Origin of the sequence: Pseudomonas sp. 5P_3.1_Bac2 (assembly GCF_025465995.1) — a bacterium.
Classification (GTDB): Bacteria; Pseudomonadota; Gammaproteobacteria; order Pseudomonadales; family Pseudomonadaceae; genus Aquipseudomonas.
Window position 1 is genome coordinate 164601 of record NZ_JANLNY010000023.1, and the last position, 15908, is coordinate 180508.

Annotated in this window: 15 protein-coding genes; 1 reads left to right on the plus strand and 14 read right to left on the minus strand. The window is 59.0% G+C overall.

Annotation, left to right across the window (positions count from 1 at the left end; all coding sequences use genetic code 11):
* Positions 1 to 8: 8 nt before the first annotated feature.
* From NTD81_RS13880 to NTD81_RS13900, 5 genes are all read right to left on the minus strand, one after another.
* The gene (locus NTD81_RS13880; protein WP_262183164.1) at positions 9 to 737 is read right to left on the minus strand and encodes an amino acid ABC transporter ATP-binding protein; all 729 of its coding nucleotides are present in this window, start codon (positions 735 to 737) and stop codon (positions 9 to 11) included.
* A gap of 13 nt (positions 738 to 750) precedes the next feature.
* A complete protein-coding gene (locus NTD81_RS13885) occupies positions 751 to 1443 on the minus strand; it encodes an amino acid ABC transporter permease (protein WP_262183165.1) in 693 nt (230 codons plus the stop codon).
* Between the two features lie 2 nt (positions 1444 to 1445).
* Positions 1446 to 2183, minus strand: coding sequence for an amino acid ABC transporter permease (locus NTD81_RS13890; protein WP_262183166.1), 738 nt, complete (start codon positions 2181 to 2183; stop codon positions 1446 to 1448).
* Between the two features lie 105 nt (positions 2184 to 2288).
* Positions 2289 to 3188 carry a transporter substrate-binding domain-containing protein gene (locus tag NTD81_RS13895; RefSeq protein WP_262183168.1) on the minus strand — a complete coding sequence of 300 codons (900 nt, stop codon included), beginning with the start codon at positions 3186 to 3188 and terminating at the stop codon, positions 2289 to 2291.
* A 240-nt stretch (positions 3189 to 3428) separates the two neighbouring features.
* Positions 3429 to 4112, minus strand: a complete 684-nt coding sequence (locus NTD81_RS13900; protein ID WP_262183169.1) for a GntR family transcriptional regulator — start codon at positions 4110 to 4112, stop codon at positions 3429 to 3431.
* A 514-nt stretch (positions 4113 to 4626) separates the two neighbouring features.
* On the opposite strand from NTD81_RS13900, the gene NTD81_RS13905 reads away from it, so the two are divergent.
* Positions 4627 to 5025: an HNH endonuclease gene (locus NTD81_RS13905; protein WP_262183170.1), complete on the plus strand. Its 399-nt coding sequence runs from the start codon at positions 4627 to 4629 to the stop codon at positions 5023 to 5025.
* 143 nt (positions 5026 to 5168) lie between these two features.
* Here the strand turns inward: NTD81_RS13905 and NTD81_RS13910 are convergent, their stop codons facing one another.
* The 9 genes from NTD81_RS13910 to NTD81_RS13950 form a co-directional block, all read right to left on the minus strand.
* On the minus strand, positions 5169 to 6257 hold the full coding sequence (locus tag NTD81_RS13910; protein WP_262183172.1) for a DUF3396 domain-containing protein: 1089 nt from the start codon (positions 6255 to 6257) through the stop codon (positions 5169 to 5171).
* Between the two features lie 15 nt (positions 6258 to 6272).
* Complete coding sequence (locus NTD81_RS13915) at positions 6273 to 6980, minus strand: VRR-NUC domain-containing protein (protein WP_262183173.1); 708 nt, start codon at positions 6978 to 6980, stop codon at positions 6273 to 6275.
* A 2-nt stretch (positions 6981 to 6982) separates the two neighbouring features.
* Positions 6983 to 7498, minus strand: coding sequence for a PAAR domain-containing protein (locus NTD81_RS13920; RefSeq protein WP_262183174.1), 516 nt, complete (start codon positions 7496 to 7498; stop codon positions 6983 to 6985).
* An 839-nt stretch (positions 7499 to 8337) separates the two neighbouring features.
* On the minus strand, positions 8338 to 8481 hold the full coding sequence (locus tag NTD81_RS13925) for a DUF2474 domain-containing protein (protein WP_262183175.1): 144 nt from the start codon (positions 8479 to 8481) through the stop codon (positions 8338 to 8340).
* Positions 8482 to 8491: 10 nt separating this feature from the next.
* Entirely contained in the window at positions 8492 to 9499 is a 1008-nt protein-coding gene (gene cydB / locus NTD81_RS13930) for a cytochrome d ubiquinol oxidase subunit II (RefSeq protein WP_262183177.1), read from the minus strand.
* 2 nt (positions 9500 to 9501) lie between these two features.
* Positions 9502 to 10941: a cytochrome ubiquinol oxidase subunit I gene (locus NTD81_RS13935; RefSeq protein WP_262183178.1), complete on the minus strand. Its 1440-nt coding sequence runs from the start codon at positions 10939 to 10941 to the stop codon at positions 9502 to 9504.
* A 287-nt stretch (positions 10942 to 11228) separates the two neighbouring features.
* Positions 11229 to 12419 (minus strand): cytochrome c, encoded by a 1191-nt coding sequence (locus NTD81_RS13940; RefSeq protein ID WP_262183180.1) that lies wholly within the window; start codon positions 12417 to 12419, stop codon positions 11229 to 11231.
* A 2-nt stretch (positions 12420 to 12421) separates the two neighbouring features.
* The gene (locus tag NTD81_RS13945; protein ID WP_262183182.1) at positions 12422 to 12961 is read right to left on the minus strand and encodes a (2Fe-2S)-binding protein; all 540 of its coding nucleotides are present in this window, start codon (positions 12959 to 12961) and stop codon (positions 12422 to 12424) included.
* The gene (locus tag NTD81_RS13950) at positions 12954 to 15782 is read right to left on the minus strand and encodes a xanthine dehydrogenase family protein molybdopterin-binding subunit (RefSeq protein ID WP_262183183.1); all 2829 of its coding nucleotides are present in this window, start codon (positions 15780 to 15782) and stop codon (positions 12954 to 12956) included. Before NTD81_RS13950 ends, NTD81_RS13945 begins: the two co-directional genes overlap by 8 nt.
* Between the last annotated feature and the right edge of the window lie 126 nt (positions 15783 to 15908).

Below are 15908 nucleotides of genomic sequence, written 5' to 3' on the forward strand. Positions count from 1 at the left end.
CTCTAGGCTCAGTGGGCGAGGATTTTTGACAAGAACTGCTGGGCCCGCTCACTGCGCGGGCTGGCAAAGAACTCATGTTTATCGGCGTCTTCGACGATCTCGCCTCGATCCATAAAGATCACCCGATTCGCCACTTTGCGCGCAAAGCCCATCTCGTGGGTCACCACCATCATGGTCATGCCTTCGCGGGCCAGCTCGACCATCACATCCAGCACCTCATTCACCATTTCCGGGTCCAGGGCCGAGGTGGGCTCATCAAACAGCATCACCACCGGGTCCATCGCCAAGGCCCGGGCAATCGCCACCCGTTGCTGCTGGCCGCCGGAAAGCTGGCCGGGAAACTTCTCGGCCTGAGCACTCAGACCAACCCGTTCCAACAGCTGCAGAGCCTTGCTACGGGCCTGCGCCTGGCTACGCTTGAGCACTTTGATCTGGGCCAGACACAGGTTGTCGATGATCGACAAATGCGCAAACAGCTCGAAGTGCTGGAAGACCATGCCGACCCGCGAACGCAGGGACGGCAAGTGCGTGTCTTTACTGGTGACGCTGATGCCGTCGACGCTGATCTCGCCGCTGTCGATAGGCTCCAGCGCATTGACGGTTTTGATCAAGGTGGACTTGCCCGAACCGGACGGCCCGCATACCACCACCACCTCACCTTTGCTCACGGTCGTGGAGCAGTGCGTCAGCACCTGAAAGGCACCATAGGATTTACTAACATCGCTGATCGTTATCATCGCTAAAGCACCCTTAACGAATAATCGCCACGCGCGCTTGCAAGCGGCGTACGGCGTAAGAAGCAAGCAGAGAAATCACGAAGTACACCAGCGCGGCGAACACATACATTTCCAGCAGGCGGCCATCTCGCTGGGCGATTTTCGCTGCGGCGCCGAGGAAGTCCGTGATCGACAGGATGTACACCAGTGAGGTGTCCTGAAACAGCACGATGGTTTGCGTCAGCATCAGCGGCAGCATGTTGCGCAGTGCTTGCGGCAAGACCACGTTGAACAGGCTTTGCCGCCGCGTCATACCCAGTGCCAGCGAGGCTTGGCTCTGACCTTGCGGCAGCCCCTGAATCCCGGCGCGGATGATCTCGCAGAAGTAGCAGGCCTCGAACAAAGTGAAGGTGATCATGGATGACCAGAACGGGTCCATCCGTACCGGCCGTGAGGCACCGGTAAGCCACTGCATGACGTAGGGCATCAGGAAGTAGAACCAGAAAATCACCAACACCAACGGCAACGAGCGCAGCAGGTTGACGTAGCCACCGGCAAACAGCGACAGCGCGCGGTAACGCGACAACCGCATCACCGCCAGCAAAGCCCCGAACAGGATGCCGCCCAAGGTGGCGAGCAAGGTCAACGTCAGGGTGAAACGCATGCCATCGAGAAACAGATAGGGGAGCGAGTCGACCACAACTCCCAGGTCGAAACTGCCAAACATAATCAGCTCTCCTTGCGTTGGCCGTAGCCTGGCACCGCCGCCTTACGCTCTACGACGCGCATGGCAAAGATGATGATCAGGTTCAGCAACAGATACAGGGTGGTTGCGGCCATAAACGCTTCGAAGGTTTGGAAGCTGTTTTCTTGCATGGCACGCGCACTCCCCGTCAGCTCCATCAAGCCAATCGCCAACGCCACCGACGTGTTTTTGGTGCAGCTGAGAAACTCCGAGGTGATGGCCGGAATCACGATGCGATAAGCCATCGGCAGCAACACATAGCGATAGGTCTGTACTTGCGTCAGACCCAAGGCCTGGCCGGCCATGCGCTGGCCACGGGACAAACTTTCCAGCCCCGCCCGCACCACTTCGGCCATCCGCGCGGCATGGTAGAAGCCCAGGCAGATCACGGCCGTGATAAAGGGGCCGTTGGAGATTTGTTTGAGCCAGTTGCCGACCTCTGTGGGCAGCACCTCAGGCAGCACGAAGTACCACAAGAACATCTGCACCAGCAGCGGGATATTCCGGAACAGCTCGACGAAGCAGCTGCCCAGGCGGCGTAACCAAGCCAGCGGCGCGGTACGTGACACACCGACCAGCGTGCCCAGGATCAGGGCGATGCTAAAGGCGCCGAGGGCCGTAGCCACGGTCCAGCCGGCGCCCCAAATCAGGGTCATTAAATACGTGTGAGTGCCATCCAGCGACGGCTCGAAAAAGATCCACCAATTCCAGTTGTAATTCATCGTCCCGTCCCCGGCATGTTCGGCCCGCCAAGTCGGCCTTGGCGGGTTGCGCAAACATCGATCAAGGGGGCTGCGCCAGGCTGGCGGGATCAGCCCCGGTGATGCTTAGCGGTAGGTGTCAGGATTGGCCGAGTCGGTCGGCGCGGCGATGACTTTCTGCAACTGCGCCGACATCGGCAGGTTCATGTTGATGCCCCGTGGTGGGATCGGCTTCACGAACCATTTGTCGTAGATGGCGTTGATTTCCCCGCTGGCATACAGACCGGCCAGCACCTCATCAACCAGCTGCTTAAACGCCGCATCGTCACGACGCAGCATGATGCCGTAGGGTTCGATCGACATAGGCTCGGCCGACATTACAAAGTCAGCCGGGGACTTCGAAGTAGCGGCAGCGCCCGCAATCGACACGTCGTCAAAAATCAGCGCCACGGCACGACCGGTTTGCAGGGTCAGCATGCCTTCGGCCAAGTCCTTCACGTTCAGCACGTTCAGGCCCAAGGACTGCGCGGCGTTGGCCTCGCTGACCACCTTAACGCTGGTGGTGCCGGCCAAGGTCACCACGGTTTTGCCCTTGGCGTCGGCCATGGTTTGGATCGGCGCATCGGCTTTGGACAGGATGCGCACACCGGCCACGAAATAAGTGGAGGAAAACGCCACCTGCTTCTGCCGCTCAGCATTGTTAGTTGTGGTGCCGCACTCCATGTCGATGGTGCCGTTGGCCAGCAGCGGCATACGGGTGGCGCCGGTCACTGGCAGGTGGCTGATTTTCAAATCCGCCTTGCCCAGCTTGGCTTTCACCGCATCGACCACTTTGCCGCAGAGGTCCATGGCATAGCCAACTGGGCGCTGCTGGTCATCGTAGTAGGAGAACGGTACGGCACCGTCACGGTGACCGATGCTGATCTCACCCAGTTCGGCGATCTTATCCAGTGTCCCTTCCTGCGCCGAAACGCCCGCAGCCGCCAGCATTAGCATCAACGACGATGTCGCGAAAATCTTCTTCATGTGTTTGCCCCTTTATTTTTATCGCGATACGGCCACTTGGAAGTGGGAACCGACGTGCCACAACTAGCATCGCCGACCCATGCTGGCGGGACAGAATCTCGGCGTCAACTAAAAAGAATAATAAATAATGAATTCATTTCTTACGCACAAACTTAGCGCTAAATTTTCTGAAAATGCCCGATATTGGCGCGTTTATTAGCTTATTTTCTTGGGAGTTCTTGATTCGACTTGAATGAAAACTCAGTCAATTTGAGCGTCTTCTTGCAGCTCATCAATCGAGTGGCGCACGGTCCGCGCGGTGTTCATCACATGCTTGCGCATGATTTTGCCGAGCTTGTTCGCGTCGCGCTCGAGCAGCGCCTGAAGAATCTTCTCGTGATCATTCACCGCCTCCTTCCAATCGCCTGGCGCTTGGCGCACGGTGTGGCGGATGTTGCGGATCCGCAGCTCCAAGTTGCGGTACAGAGTCAGCAGGGAGTTGTTATCCGCCGCCTCAAAGATCGCAAAATGAATAGCCCGATTCAGTCGCGAATACTCCAGGCTGCGCTTGCCCTGGTACGCCACCAGCATGTCCTCATGCAACTGCTGGATCTGCGCCAGCTGCGCGTCGCTGATCTTGGCGCAAGCCAACTCACCAGCCAGCGCCTCGATGCTGGCGATGATCGGAAACAGCTCCTGCAGCTCCTCATCGCTGATCGTCACCACCCGCGCACCACGCTGCGGCAATAACTCAATCATGCCCTCCGCGGCCAACGCCTTGAGAGCTTCGCGCAGCGGCGTGCGGGAGATATCAAAACGCTCACACAGCGCCTTCTCCGGAATCTTCTGCCCCGGCGCCAACACGCCACTGACGATCAACTCGCGCAGGTGATCGACCGTCTCGCTATGCAGCGACTTACGCCTAATGGGTTTTGCTTCTATCACGCTCAATCTCAACCCTCGGTCTATCGCCAATAAATGCCAACCGCCAAAAGGCGCGCGACACACGTCGTGCGACTTAGCCATTTGCGCGGCGGCTTGTCTAGGGGCGGCAGATTACCTGCCTGAATTAAGCCTGCACCCTACTCGCCTGAGTATCTGATCCGTGATAATTATTTAGCTCTAAAAGATCACAATCAGACAAATAGGCAATAAATGACATTTGCCACATGGATGGCCGCAAGGGGACTCTCAGCCTCCAGTATTGAAAAGTACAACAGCTCAATCACTGGACCGTTGAACTCTTGGGCTTAGCACTATCAACTGAGTGCCACCCCCACTGTTCGAGTACCGCGACTCGGCCACCTTTGCCGAGCTGGCCGCACAGATCCGTGCGCTGCCGATCTTTATTGAGCGCAATAGCAAAGGTAAAGGGATGTAAGAAGCGGCCCTAAAGCAATTCGCCGCATACCTGGCCGAGCAGCCCGAAGCCTGCTTCGAACAAGACCTGCAGACGATTTTGCAGGAGCATAAAACATCGGTTACCGACCAACTCAGCCTGATTAAAACCCGCCTCGGCCAAGGTGCGTTTCGTCAAGATCTGATCAGCCATTGGGGCGGTTGCGCGGTGACCGGCTATAGCGACCCAGCCCTGCTCGTGGCCTCCCATATCAAGCCGTGGTCAAAGGCGAATAACCAGGAGCGGCTTGATCCATTTAATGGTTTATTACTGTTGGCCAATCTGGACAAAGCCTTCGATTCGGGCCTGATCAGCTTTAAGCAAAACGGCCTGATTATGCTGTCGCCGCACTTACGCAACCCCGAGCAACTCGGCATCAACGCGACCATGCAAGTCGATCTGGCGCCGGAACATCAGACCTATATGCGCTACCACCGTGAGCAGGTGTTTAAGGCGTAGGCTTAACCGGCAAAACGCCTCTTTGCGCACCTACGCTGACCTACTGATCAGTCAGCTTAGGCCTCATTAGGCGACTCGAGGCCAAGACCTAACAGCCTCGCCCCCTCCCTGAGCGAACCCAAATCAGGCCCAGATCATAGACGTCATAAACGCTCGGGCAAGGAGTTGCTCGCATCCAAAATCGGCTCACGGCTCAACAGTTTTTGCTTCCACGCAGGTAGCGCGGCATCCTCCACATCCAAGCGCTTAAGCCACTGATCAGCAGCCCAGCCAATCAAGCGCAGCTCGCCATCGTGGGTGCCGCCGTGGATCCAGCCTACGGTTTCGTAGCGGATGCTTTTGAGGGCATGGTTAATCAGGACATAAGCAGCCGGCTTGGGATCTTCTGCATCACCTGCGCCCAGTGGATAAGGTCCGGCCTGAATCACCACCCCATCCCCCACATCGTAAAAAGCGAAATGGCTGGCCGACAGTTGCGCCTTTAACGCTGCAAGGCCTCCGGCTAACTGCAGGCGCTCGTTATTAAGCATGGTCAGCCAACTGACGGTTTTGATTTTGGCTGATTGAAAGTCCGGAGTATTTGCCAAAAGCGCTGAGGTACCAGCATCAACTCCCGGCATTCGAGAAACCATAAATGCTTCTGTGGGCTCGTTATCATCGCGCTGTGTAGGGGATAGGTTGAATGCATGACCAGCACACCCCTGCTCTGCACCTAGCCGCCGCGCAAAGCTCACAAATAAGCGCAGCAACTCAAGCGGGTTTTCATCTTGGTAAAGAATTGGGACTGAAAACTCTAACACGCTTGTGTCCCGACCTATTTTGGCCTCCCAACCTCGCTTTCCATAGATTTCAAAATACCAAGAGCTGGCATCTTGGGGCTGAACACCGCTTGTGTAGTAAAAACTTAAGTGATCATCTTCATCCATCTCAGCCATCATTTCGCGCAAGCTCTTGACCTCGGAATAAGCAGTCAACGGCTTACCTTGAGGCGGCTCTTCACGCCAAAGCCAAGTCAGGTTGGGCTCAGCAAGTCGCTTGAACTCATCAAAGCACTGACACAGAGTTTCACGAACCAAAGCAGTGTGAGCCCCCTTAAAATACAGCGTGCCTCGTATGCACGCTGCGGCCCCCACATAGTCCTGTGGCCCGCCCCTCATCAACAGATGCCCAGGAATCTCGAGGACTCCAGGCATGTTGGCCAGCTCTTTAGCTAGGTCAAATGGTTGCGGCATAAAGCGTACTCCCGATTAATAAGCTGGAACTGGCATTGAAGGACGCGGGGAGCGCCCCTTAGTAATAATGAACATCAACGCACTGGCGATAGCCGCTGCCCAGCCCAATTGCTCCACTGGAACTTTAGAGTCCTGCTCCTGCTTGCTGCAGTCACACTCCGTTGAACTCATCTGCACCATCTTGCTCTTGCCACCCGCGATTATCGCATAGGCATCAGCTTGATCTTGGTTGGGCGGATCTGGTGGGAACTTCATCTCAACCACCTGCTTGATATTGTCCTGAGTCGGCGGCTTATTGGGATCGGTGACAATCACTACATCGGGCCGACGGATCATGCCCCGCCCCGGTTTAAAGGGTGGATGCTCGGGATCTTGCTCCCAATATTTACTGATCCAACCGGGGATCCAGCCATGGGAACCTGTCCCGGTCTGGCTATCGAGAGTCGGCTGCGGTGGGTTCTTGGTCATGTCGTAACTGACCTCAGGCCGGTAGGGACTACGCCCCTGTAGCACCTCATTAAGTTCACCGAGACGCTGCGACACGCAGTTCTGCTTCAGGCTCTTGCCATCCACGCTGGTATTGGGCGTGCTGCTGCAATAGCAGACGGCTGAGCAGAGCACCTTTTTATCCTGCGGGGCGAGCTTGGGTGTCTGCACCCCAACCGGATGGGTGCTGCCTGCCGAGCTCATACCGCCCTGCGACAAACTTGGTTGATCACCCATGACTAGCCCTCCCCCTGCAGTAAATCGATATGCAGGGTTTGCGCGCTGTCGTGCTTAACCCAAGCAGTCATGCCCTGCTCATCGGTGGTTTCGATGGAGCTCCAGCCGCCAGTGGACCAGACCTTGACCTGCCGTCCGGCCGCAGGCAGGCCGGTTTCGTAATCAATCACCTGAAAGCGCCCCGAATAAGGTGCGCTCGCCATGTTCAGCGGAGTAACGGGAACGAAGGGCGCAGGGGTAAAGGTATCGCCAATAATCACCGTGCCTGAGCCGCCAATAATCACGTTGCCATGACTACCGACACTGCCCAAGGTGGCGGCGGGCTTGCCGTTGATAAACACCGTGGACGAAACCGCCGAGACAATGGGGCTGCCACAGGCAGACACATCGCTTTGCCGCGCGGCGGCCAAGTGATCGAACAGCACGTCGGGTGAACCGCTGGCGATGGGGTTAGTGCCATGGCCTGAGACTGGGCAGGCGGTGGGATCGGTGATACGGGCAGCGGGTTTGCCACTCATAGCGCATCCTTGCTGAGCATGATCAGGGACCAAGACAGCTGGGGTGCTCATGTCGGCGAGTCAGGGATACGCCATGCCCAGTGCGTAGGTCGTTAGATGTTCGACCATAGCAGCGCTCAGTTGCGCAAAGATTTGCGCAGCAGCGCCCAAGACCGCGCGGGGCTTGAGACAGAGCCGCTTGTAACAAAATGTATCCGAGTCTTTGATCTGAGTCCGACCTCAAGCGCAAACCACGCAGAGCGGCCTTCTCATCCTTATCGGGATGAGCGCGGACTGCGTGTGAGGAGTATGGCTATCTGCATAGTGGATGGGTGGAGCGTCATCCAACCTACGCCGGTGGGCCTCAGCTACGCCCACCTAACAGATCGCGAACCTTGAGTAGGGTGGACAACGCGTAGCTTGTCCACCGCTGGACGAGCAGAGCCCTATAACAAACCACTTTGCCGCACGCTCCATCGGGATGACTGCGGGCTGACCTGAGGCTATCTGCATGGTGGATGGGTAAAGCGTCATCCACCCTACGGTGGCGCGCCTCAGCTACGCCCGCCCAACAGATCACGAACCTTGAGTAGGGTGGACAACGCGCAGCTTGTCCACCGCTGGACGGGCAGAGCCCTATAACAAACCACTTTGCCGCACGCCCCATCGAGATGACTGCGGGCTGGCCGTGAGGCTATCTGCATGGTGGATGGGTGAAGCGTCATCCACCCTACGCCGGTGGGCTTCGGCCACACCCCGCCCAACAGGTCGCGAACCTTGAGTAGGGTGGACAACGCGTAGCTTGTCCACCTTAGCTGCTGGGGTCATGGAGGGCTAACAGCCGCCCATTAACGGGGTGTTTATGGCGTGCCCATACCCACTGCGCGCATCACCAGCTTCAGGCCGTAGGCCACCACCGCGAGGGCCAGCACGCTGCCGGCCCAGATGGTGATCAGCCAACCAATACGCTGCCACAGGGGCTTGGATTGCTGAACTTGAGACATGGCCCGTTCCTCAATGGTAGCCCTGGTTTTCGTTGACCTTGCCGCGGAACACGTAATAGCTCCAGGCGGTGTACATCAAAATAAACGGGATGATGAACAACGCCCCCACCAGGATAAATCCCTGGCTTTGCGGCGGTGCCGCAGCCTCCCAGATGCTCACCGACGGTGGAATGATGTTCGGCCACAGGCTGATCCCCAAGCCGCTATAGCCTAAGAAGATCAGGGTCAGGGTGAGGATAAACGGTGTGTAGTTGGCATAGCGCGCCACGGCCCGCAGCAACGCCCAAGTGCACAGCAGCACCAGGATGGGCACCGGCATAAACCAGTAGATATTCGGCGTGCTGAACCAGCGGTTGGCGATGGCCTGATCAGCCAGAGGCGTCCACAGGCTGACGATGGCGGTGACACCCAGCAGGACGAACACCAACGGCCGCGCCATGTTGTGCATCTGCTCTTGCAAGCGGCCTTCGGTTTTCATGATCAGCCAGGTACAGCCGAGCAAGGCGTAGGCCGCGATCAGCGCCACGCCGCAGAACAGCGAGAACGGCGTGAGCCAGTCCAGCGAGCCGCCGACAAAGGTTTTGTCGACCACCTCAAAGCCCTCGACATAAGCCCCCAGCGCCACGCCCTGGAAGAAGGTCGCGGTGATCGAACCACCGATAAAGGCCTTGTCCCAGATATGCTGGCGCGAGGCCTTGGCCTTGAAGCGGAACTCAAAGGCCACACCACGGAAGATCAACCCCAGCAGCATAAAGATCAGCGGCAAATACAGGGCGCTGAGCACCACCGCGTAGGCCAGCGGGAAGGCCCCAAACAAGGCGGCGCCACCGAGCACCAGCCAAGTTTCGTTGCCGTCCCACACTGGAGCGACGGTGTTCATCATCACATCGCGTTCGCCTTCGCTTTTGACGAAGGGGAAGATGATGCCGATGCCCAGATCGAAGCCGTCCATGATCACGTACATCATCACGCCGAAGGCGATGATCACGGCCCAGATTAACGAGAGATCAACACCCATGGTTATTTACCCTCATCCAGTGAATCGCTATGGCCTTCTTCCAGGCCTTCGCCAGGCGCCGACAATGGCCGCGCTGGAGTACGTTGCTGGCCAGGGCCACCATCCATAGTTTGCGTCCCGGCGTGCGCCACCGGACCTTTGCGCACCAGGCGCAGCATGTAGCCAATGCCGACGCCAAATACGGCGAAGTAGATCAACACAAACAGCCCTAGGGTCAGGCTCATCTGGCCAAAGCTATGCCCCGAGGAGGCATCGGCGGTGCGCATCAAGCCGTGAATGATCCACGGCTGGCGGCCCACCTCGGTGGTGTACCAACCGGCCAGAATGGCGATGATGCCCGCAGGCCCCATCCACACCGCAAGGTGCAGGAACGGCCGCCAGTTAAACAGCTTGCCCCGCAGGCGCAGGACAAAGGCCAAGACCCCCGTAAGGATCATCAACATGCCCAGGCCGACCATGACGCGGAAGGTCCAGAACACCACGGTGGAGTTAGGCCGATCTTCCTTGGCGAACTCCTTCAGTGCTGGCACTTGCTTATCCAGACTGTGGGTCAGAATCAGGCTGCCCAGGTAGGGGATTTGCACGCTGAAGCGGGTCTTCTCCTGCTGCATGTCGGGCCAGCCAAACAGAATCAGCGGAGTCGCCTCACCAGGTTTATTTTCCCAGTGGCCTTCGATGGCGGCGATTTTTTCCGGCTGGTACTTAAGGGTATTAAGACCATGGAAGTCGCCGATCACCGCCTGCACCGGGGCGACGATCAGGGCCATCCACATAGCCATCGAGAACATCTTGCGCACGGCCGGGGTGCTGCGCCCACGCAGCAAATGCCAGGCCGCCGAGGCGCCGACAAAAAACGCCGTGGCGAGGAACGCGGCAGTGGCCATATGCAGCAAGCGGTAGGGGAATGACGGGTTAAACACCACGGCCAGCCAGTCAGTGGGGATCACCCGTCCGTCGATAATTTCAAACCCCTGGGGTGTGTGCATCCAGCTGTTGGAAGCAAGAATCCAGAAGGTCGAGATCAGCGTGCCAATGGCCACCATCACCGTGGCAAAGAAATGCAGGCCTGGGCCGACACGATTCCAGCCAAACAGCATGACGCCCAAGAAGCCCGCTTCGAGGAAGAACGCGGTGAGCACCTCGTAGGTCAGCAGCGGCCCGGTAATCGCTCCGGCAAACTCGGAGAAAGCGCTCCAGTTAGTGCCGAACTGATAGGCCATCACCAGGCCAGACACCACGCCCATGCCGAAGTTAACGGCGAAAATCTTCACCCAGAAATGATACAGGTCGCGGTAATGCTCCTGCCTCGTCTTCAACCACAAACCTTCCAACACAGCCAGATAACTGGCCAGACCAATGGTAATGGCCGGGAAGATGATGTGGAACGAGATAGTGAACGCGAACTGGATTCGGGCTAGGTCTAAAGCCTCCAAACCAAACATAGAACATCCTCAACAGGTTTATTCTGAATAAACGGCAGCCCCACGCCTCACTGCATGGGAGTCGTTGGCGGCGCAATGGTTCTTGTGGTTATAGAGGTTCAGCAATGGATGTGGCCCAGCCGGGCCAACAGGCAAATCCAAGAGGGCGTCTTGACCCAGGTCAAAACGCCCGCAGAGAGTACCTAGAGTTGGCTGAACCGCAGCTGTGGTGTTTTGTCGCGTAAGCCGCTCATTCGCACACGTCCAACAAATGTACGAATGAGCTTCAGTCTAGTCCCCCTGCGCCCTTAGTCACGGCGCAATTGGCTGACTTGCTCGGCGCTCAGCGACCCGTGACCGCCCCAGGTTTGCCGCAGATAGCTAAGCAGATCGGCCAACTGGCCATTATCCAGCTGCTGACGAAAACCGGGCATCGGCTGCATCCGCTCAAAGCCGGTGAACTGCTGCTCAGCAATGCCTTCATCGATCACCCGCAACAGGTTCTGCCCGCTGGGCAGACTCAAGGTGGTATTGCCTCGCATCGCGACTGCCACATGGGGGACACCCTCACCCTGCGCGCCATGACAGCCGGCACACAGGTTGAGGTAATGCTGGCGGCCACGCTGGCCACTGGCATCCACCTGACTGAGTGGCACCGGCGCCAGTTTGCGTATAGCTGGCGGCACATCGCCCAGCAGATAAGTGGCCATGGCCTGATGGTCTTTATCCGCCAGGTACTGCGTGCTGTGGTGCAGCACCGGGTACATTTCGTTGAACATCGAGCCTTGGGCGCTGATGCCGTGTTTGAGGAACGTGGCCAGGTCCTCCTGACTCCAGCCGCGCGCGGCTAAGTCCTTGGCCTGCAAGCTGGGCGCCTCATAACCGAGCAGCTCGCCGCCCTGCAGATGCCGATCCGCCTGTAACGCGCCGAAGCTATTGCGCGGGGTATGGCACTCGCCACAATGCCCCAGCGCCTCGACCAGATACTGGCCGTGCTGCCAGGTCGCGCTGTTGTCCGCCACTGCCGGCAAAATGATCGAGTCCTTATACAGGCTGTTCCACAGGCTCAAGCCAAAGCGCAGGTTGAACGGAAAGCTCAGCTGGGTCACCGGACTGGGTTTCTCCACCGGCGCCAGGCTCATCAGATAGGCATAGATGGCATCGACATCGTCGCGCTTAAGCAGGCGGTACGAGGTGTAAGGCATGGCCGGGTAGAGATTGCTGCCGTCGGCGCGCTTGCCCTGGGTCACCGCCTGATAGAACTGCTCGGCGCTGTAATTGCCGATGCCATGGGCTTTCGACGGCGTGATATTGCTGCCGTAGATCAGCCCAAACGGCGACTGCAAGGGCAGCCCGCCAGCATACTCCGCGCCCCCCTCGACGCTGTGGCAAGCCACGCAGTCGGCGGCGCGTGCCAGGTATTGGCCGCGTTCCAGCAAGGCCTGATCAGCCGCCATGGCGCTGAGCGGCAGCAAAGCCGCCAGTAAGAGTGCGCGCATGCTCAGCCCTCCTTGACCAGGCCCAGCGCCTGGATCACATCGCGGGCCGCGTGGTAGTAGCGCACATAGCCGGTGCAGCGGCAGATATGTTTGCCCAGCGCCGCGTCGATCTCGGCTTCCAGCTCACTGCTGCGCACAGGCTGCCGCTTGAGCTTCTCCACCAGCACGGTGGCCGCGTTGACGTAGCCCGGCGTGCAGTAGCTGCACTGGAAGGCGAAGCTGTCGACGAACTGTTGCTGGATCGGATTGAGTTCCACCACCTCGCCCTGCTCATCTTTGCGCGCATGACCCTCGATGGTGCGCACGCGCTTGCCATCAAAAAAATGCGCGCCGGTGATGCAGGTGCGGATCTCCTCACTGCTGCCATCGGGATGATCGAGGATCGCCACGCAGGCGTGACAAATCCCCTGCCCGCAGCCCAGTCGCGAGCCGGTGAGGTTGAGGTGTTCGTGGAGAAAGTCGATCATCATCAGATCGTCAGCGACTTCCAGCGGGCCGACGGCCTGGCTGTTGATGATCATGCTGAGCAGGCGCTTAGCCATGCAGGGCCTCCTTAATACGGGCCGGAGTCAGAGGAAGCTCGCGCAGGCGCTTGCCGGTGGCGTGGGCCACGGCATTCACAATGGCGCCGACGATGGGGATCATCACCACCTCGGCAATGCCCTTGGCCTGATCACTGGGTGATAACGGCGGCAGAATTTCAGCGCTTTGCGACCACACCGCGCAGTGCTTGGCGCGCGGTAACTGGTAACGGTTGAAGTTCCACGTGCCCTCCCCCGGACCGCCTTCATAGCGCGGCATTTCCTCCAGCAACGCATGGCCGATGCCCATGGCGATACCGCCTTCGAGCTGGCCCCGCACCAGTTCCTCAACAATCACCCGGCCGCACTCCAGCCAGGAATGGTGATTGAGCACCTGCACTTCGCCACTACCCTTGTTGACCTTCACTTCAACCAAGGTCGCCACCGGGCTGTAGTAGGTGACCATGGCGTTATTCAATTGCGTTACCGGGTAGTTGACGCTCTGCCGGTCGAGTAGATGGAAGCCATGCGCCCCTTGCTTAGCCTTGCTGGCGTCAGTAGCACCGGCGCCGTACTGCACGGCGAGGGCATCCAACGGCAGGCTCTCGCGCTGGCCATTGAGTTCAAACTCAGCGGTGGCCCAACTCCAGCGGTTAAAGGCGTGCACGCTGACGCCGGTGATCAAGCCCAACTCATGGGCCTTGCGCGCCAGCATGGCGAAGGGCAGCGGCGGCATGCTGGCGGCCGTCAGTTTGCCCTCCACCCAATGGGCGTCTTCGCTGCGCACCACATAAGGATTGGCCAAGCCGCCGTGCTCGCCCTGACTCCAAATGGCCACGGCCGCCGGCCACAGACCATGACGGAACAACAGGCGCGCCGCTTCGCGGGTCGCGTGGCCGGCGTAATAGGCCGAGTTGGTCGCCGATGACGGCGAGGCCAAGCGCCCGACCCAACGCGGATTACGCAGGGCCAGATCTTGCTCAGCCTGGCTGATCAGGTAGGGATTGCCGCTGCTGACCAGCGCCAGCTCCGGCCAGTGGGTTTCACCGGTTTTGATCTGCGTCGCGGGTACGCCCAAGTACTCGGCCACCAACAAGGCCTGCGTGGTGGCCATGCCGGTGCCCATATCAATGGCGGTCTGACGCAGTTCAACGTGCCCCTCGGCACTGAATTGCACGCTGGCCATGGGCGCCTCGGCGCCAGTGCCGAAATCCTTTTGGCAGATGGCAAAACCAATGCCGTAGAGGTTATCCACATCCTCACTATCGGCCTGTTGCTTACGCTGCTCACGCTCCAGCCAGAGCGGATGCTGGGCGGCTTTATCGAGGATTTCCTGTAAGCGCAGGGCCCCGGCGGGGATCGCGCCTTGAGTGTTTTTCATGCCCGACTTGAGCACGTTTTTCTGGCGCAATTCGATAGCATCCACCTGCAGGCGCTCAGCCAGTTCATCGACCATCATCTCGGTGGCGGCCATGGTTTGCAGGGTGCCGTAGCCGCGCATGGAGCCGGCCTCGACGCCACGCGAATGGTAGGCCGTGGCGGCCAGATCACTGCGCGGCAAATAGTAAATCGACTGCGCCGCCGTGGCCCCGACCGAAGCCACCGAGGCGCTGTAGTTGGCCCGGCCGCCGCCATCCACATCCATATGCGCGCGGAATATCTGGAACTGGTGATTGTGCTTATTCACCGCCAACTGGTAATGCATATCGAAGGGATGGCGCTTGATGCCGCTCTGGAACTGCTCGTAGCGGTCATTAGCCAAGCGCACCGGCACGCCATCGCCATACAACGCGGCTAAGGCGGCGTAAAACACGAAAATATTATTGTCCTTGGAGCCATATCCGACGGTGTAGCCGGGGTGCATATTCAGCTGCTGCACGGCAAAGCGCGACGCCGCGAGCATATTGGCGCACTGCTCAGCGGCCTCAAATGGACATTGCGTGGCGATCACAAAATGCACCGTGCCGCTGGCTGCGTCATACCAGCCATTGCCGTTGTCGGCCTCAAGCGCCGCCGGCTCAATGGACTGGGTGCTGTAGCGCTCATCAAACACCAGCCAGTCGTCCGGCGGCGCGCTGAGTTCCTTGAGCATCTGCTCGGCGTGGTAAAGACCTTGCTCTGTCAGGTCGCCATTGATCTTGCCGCTGCCCCAGGTCGGTTTGCGATTGAGCAGCAGGGGAAACAGCATGCTGTCTTTGAGACTGGAAAAACTGTCGCCGTCATAGGGCGTGGCGCCGCCGACCCGGACAAAGCGGAAGCTGCCGTATGGGTCGCGCTGATAGGCCGGCGCCGCGGCGCCATAGCGGATCACCTTAGGGTCGAATTTGAGCAGGGCCTTGGCCTGGCGATACGCCTCGAAGTCGTGCCAGATCAGCAACGCCACCGGGTGGCCGATAAACATTGGCACCTGGCCCTCGGGCAGCAGCGGATCGAGCTGATGGCCCTCGGGGAAGTCGATGCCGTCGCGGGCCAGGTCGATGGCAGTGACCACCCGCTGCGGTTGCAACTCGTTGGGCAACATGGACAGATCCAGGCCGGCATACAACTTCTCAGCCTGGGTGGCCTTGAGCAGCAAAGCGTGGCCTTGCTGCTGCGGCCAGCCGGGCATGTCCTTGGCGCGGATATCGCGGGCAAACACCTTGGCGCCGATGACTTTCGACACTCCGTCGATACGCGCCACGGCTTTGCCGCTGGGGCTGTACCAGGGTTGCGGGGCCGCGGTTACTTGTTGTTCAAACAGAGCAGCAAAGGCCTTGCTGCCCAGCGGGGCAAAACTGACGCCGATTCCGGCGATAACGCTGCTTTGCAAAAATCGGCGACGGGACAACTCGGGGGTGGACATGTCCGTTCCTCGGGCTAATCAGTGTTAGCCATTTATTAGAAGAGCAGGCGCAACGCCTGGCGCGGCAACTCATCAGTCACATAAAGCGTAGTCGATGGAAAACCTCCGTCGTCTAACAGTCGCACT

Bases quoted from the DNA above. Each gene is read 5' to 3' on its own strand.
- NTD81_RS13880 (WP_262183164.1), bottom strand. From the start codon at position 737: ATGATAACGATCAGCGATGTTAGTAAATCCTATGGTGCCTTTCAGGTG.
- NTD81_RS13885 (WP_262183165.1), bottom strand. From the start codon at position 1,443: ATGTTTGGCAGTTTCGACCTGGGAGTTGTGGTCGACTCGCTCCCCTAT.
- NTD81_RS13890 (WP_262183166.1), bottom strand. From the start codon at position 2,183: ATGAATTACAACTGGAATTGGTGGATCTTTTTCGAGCCGTCGCTGGAT.
- NTD81_RS13895 (WP_262183168.1), bottom strand. From the start codon at position 3,188: ATGAAGAAGATTTTCGCGACATCGTCGTTGATGCTAATGCTGGCGGCT.
- NTD81_RS13910 (WP_262183172.1), bottom strand. From the start codon at position 6,257: ATGCCGCAACCATTTGACCTAGCTAAAGAGCTGGCCAACATGCCTGGA.
- NTD81_RS13915 (WP_262183173.1), bottom strand. From the start codon at position 6,980: ATGGGTGATCAACCAAGTTTGTCGCAGGGCGGTATGAGCTCGGCAGGC.
- NTD81_RS13920 (WP_262183174.1), bottom strand. From the start codon at position 7,498: ATGAGTGGCAAACCCGCTGCCCGTATCACCGATCCCACCGCCTGCCCA.
- NTD81_RS13925 (WP_262183175.1), bottom strand. From the start codon at position 8,481: ATGTCTCAAGTTCAGCAATCCAAGCCCCTGTGGCAGCGTATTGGTTGG.
- cydB (WP_262183177.1), bottom strand. From the start codon at position 9,499: ATGGGTGTTGATCTCTCGTTAATCTGGGCCGTGATCATCGCCTTCGGC.
- NTD81_RS13935 (WP_262183178.1), bottom strand. From the start codon at position 10,941: ATGTTTGGTTTGGAGGCTTTAGACCTAGCCCGAATCCAGTTCGCGTTC.
- NTD81_RS13940 (WP_262183180.1), bottom strand. From the start codon at position 12,419: ATGCGCGCACTCTTACTGGCGGCTTTGCTGCCGCTCAGCGCCATGGCG.
- NTD81_RS13945 (WP_262183182.1), bottom strand. From the start codon at position 12,961: ATGGCTAAGCGCCTGCTCAGCATGATCATCAACAGCCAGGCCGTCGGC.
- NTD81_RS13950 (WP_262183183.1), bottom strand. From the start codon at position 15,782: ATGTCCACCCCCGAGTTGTCCCGTCGCCGATTTTTGCAAAGCAGCGTT.